The sequence below is a fragment of the Pseudomonadota bacterium genome (assembly GCA_039196715.1).
Classification (GTDB): Bacteria; Pseudomonadota; Gammaproteobacteria; order CALCKW01; family CALCKW01; genus CALCKW01.
Genome location: JBCCUP010000165.1, coordinates 1 through 2,023, shown reverse-complemented (window position 1 = coordinate 2,023; position 2,023 = coordinate 1). Strand labels below are relative to the sequence as shown.

2 protein-coding genes are annotated in these 2,023 nt (G+C 67.1%); both read right to left on the bottom strand.

The window, feature by feature from the left end; genetic code table 11:
* Window positions 1–188: 188 nt before the first annotated feature.
* On the bottom strand, window positions 189–1,640 hold the full coding sequence (locus AAGA11_23115) for an aldehyde dehydrogenase family protein (protein ID MEM9605762.1): 1,452 nt from the start codon (window positions 1,638–1,640) through the stop codon (window positions 189–191).
* A gap of 31 nt (window positions 1,641–1,671) precedes the next feature.
* The coding region (locus tag AAGA11_23110; GenBank protein ID MEM9605761.1) for a sulfotransferase family protein at window positions 1,672–2,023 on the bottom strand (352 nt) is incomplete at its 5' end.

The window sequence follows — 2,023 nt, the reverse complement described above, 5'->3', positions numbered from 1 at the left end:
GCGCATGCATCAACACCCTTTCGCGCGGCGTCCCTGCGGGACGGCCACGCTCCCACAAGACGAAGTCACACGCCACTCCCCGTGGGAGCTCAGTCCTCGCATAGCGAGACCGGGCGAAGGGTTGCTGTGGGACGCGCGCCTGCGTCAAGCAACCAACGTTGCGACAGACGCGTGCCAACCCCTTTAGGTCAGCCGAGCCTTACTGCGATGTTCTTGGTCTGCACGTAGTTCCACAGCGCTTCGCGGCCTTTCTCCCGGCCGTAACCGGACTTGCCATAACCGCCGAACGGTGTCTCGACACCGCCGGCGTACCACTCGTTGACGAAGACCTGGCCGGCGCGCAGTTGGCGCGCCGCCCGGGTGGCGCGGTCGAGGTCGCGGGTGAACACGCCCGACACCAGCCCGTAGTCGGTGCCGTTGGCGATCTCGATGGCTTGCTCGTCGGTCGTGAACGAGAGCACCGACAGCACCGGACCGAACACCTCGGTCTGCGCGAGGGTCGAACTCGGGTCGACGTCGGCGAACACGGTCGGCTGCAGAAAGGCGCCCGGCAGGTTGTGGATGTGTCCACCGGCCGCGAGGGTGGCGCCTTCTTTCCTGGCCGTCTCGACCAGGCCGACGGCGCGGTCGCGCTGGGCGTCCGACACCATGCTGCCCATGGTCAGGCCAAATTCGGGGCTGTCGATGCCAGGCTGCACGCTGAGGCTGTTGGCCACCTTGACTGCACGCTCGACCAGCTCATCCTTGCGGCTCTCGTGCACGATCACGCGTGACATGGCCGAGCAGACCTGGCCTGCGTTGAAGTAGATGCCCCAGCGGATGTCGTTCTCGAAGGCCTCGAGGTCGGCGTCGTCGTGCACGATGGCGGCCGACTTGCCGCCGAGCTCGAGCACGCAGGGCACCACGTTCTTCGCTGCGGCCGTCGCGATCGCAACCCCGGTCGCGACCGAGCCGGTGAAGACGATCTGGTTGACGCCGGGGTGCGCGGAGAGCGCGGCGCCGGCCTCACTGCCGAGCCCGCAGACGAGGTTTACCGCCCCCGCGGGCAGGCCGACGGCCTCGGCAGCGCGCGCGAACCAGGCGTTGGTCAACGGCGTGAGTTCCGGTGTCTTGATCACGCAGGTGTTGCCGGTCGCGAGCGCGGCCGAGAGCGAGCGCGCGGTCATTTCGACCGGGTAGTTCCACGGGATGATCTGCGCCGAGACGCCGTAGGGCTCGTGTTCGGTCCAGTCGAAGTAGCCGGCGCCGAGTGGCACCGAGCGGCCTTCGACCGTTGCGGCCTGGTTGCCGTAGTACTCGAAATACAAGGCGGCACCATCAACCTCGATCAGACTCTCCCAGAGCGGTTTGCCCTGCTCGAGGGTCAGCGTCTCGGCGATCTCGGTGCGGTGCTCGCTGAGGTAGCGACCCATGGCCTGCACCAGACGGCCGCGCGCGATCGGCCGCATGCCCCGCAGGCTGCCCTCGCGGTGCACGCGTTGGGCGGCTTGCACAGCACGGTCCACATCGGCGGCGTCGGCGAGCGCATGCGCGGCGAGTACCTGGCCGGTTGCCGGGTTGAGCACGTCGATACGACCCGCGCCGCCGTCGACCCAGGCGCCGTCGATGTGGTTCTGCCAGTAGGGTTGGATATCGGTCATGGTGCTGTCCCGGTCAGTCGGAGGTTGGCGGTCACGCGGTGATTCGATTGGCGTGTAGACGATCGTAGTGCGGCCGCATGCGCCGGTGCACGCGCTGAACGCGATCGGGCGCATCTGCGACTTCAACGTACTTGCGCACCTGCGGTGTCAGCCCGGTGGAATTTGCGAGGTTGTGGTGAAAGGAGCCCCCGTCCCACCAGCTGTGCTCGGACGGGTCACCACCGGGTTCCCAACTCAAGGCCTCTGGGATGAACGGAATGCCTACGGCATCGCAAAAGGCCGACACCATGGCCTCGGGATTTTCCAGCACATCATCGCTGTCGATCACCGGCGGCGGCTCACCGTTCAACGCCCAAAGCAGGTCGAACAGCGCACGCTGCTCG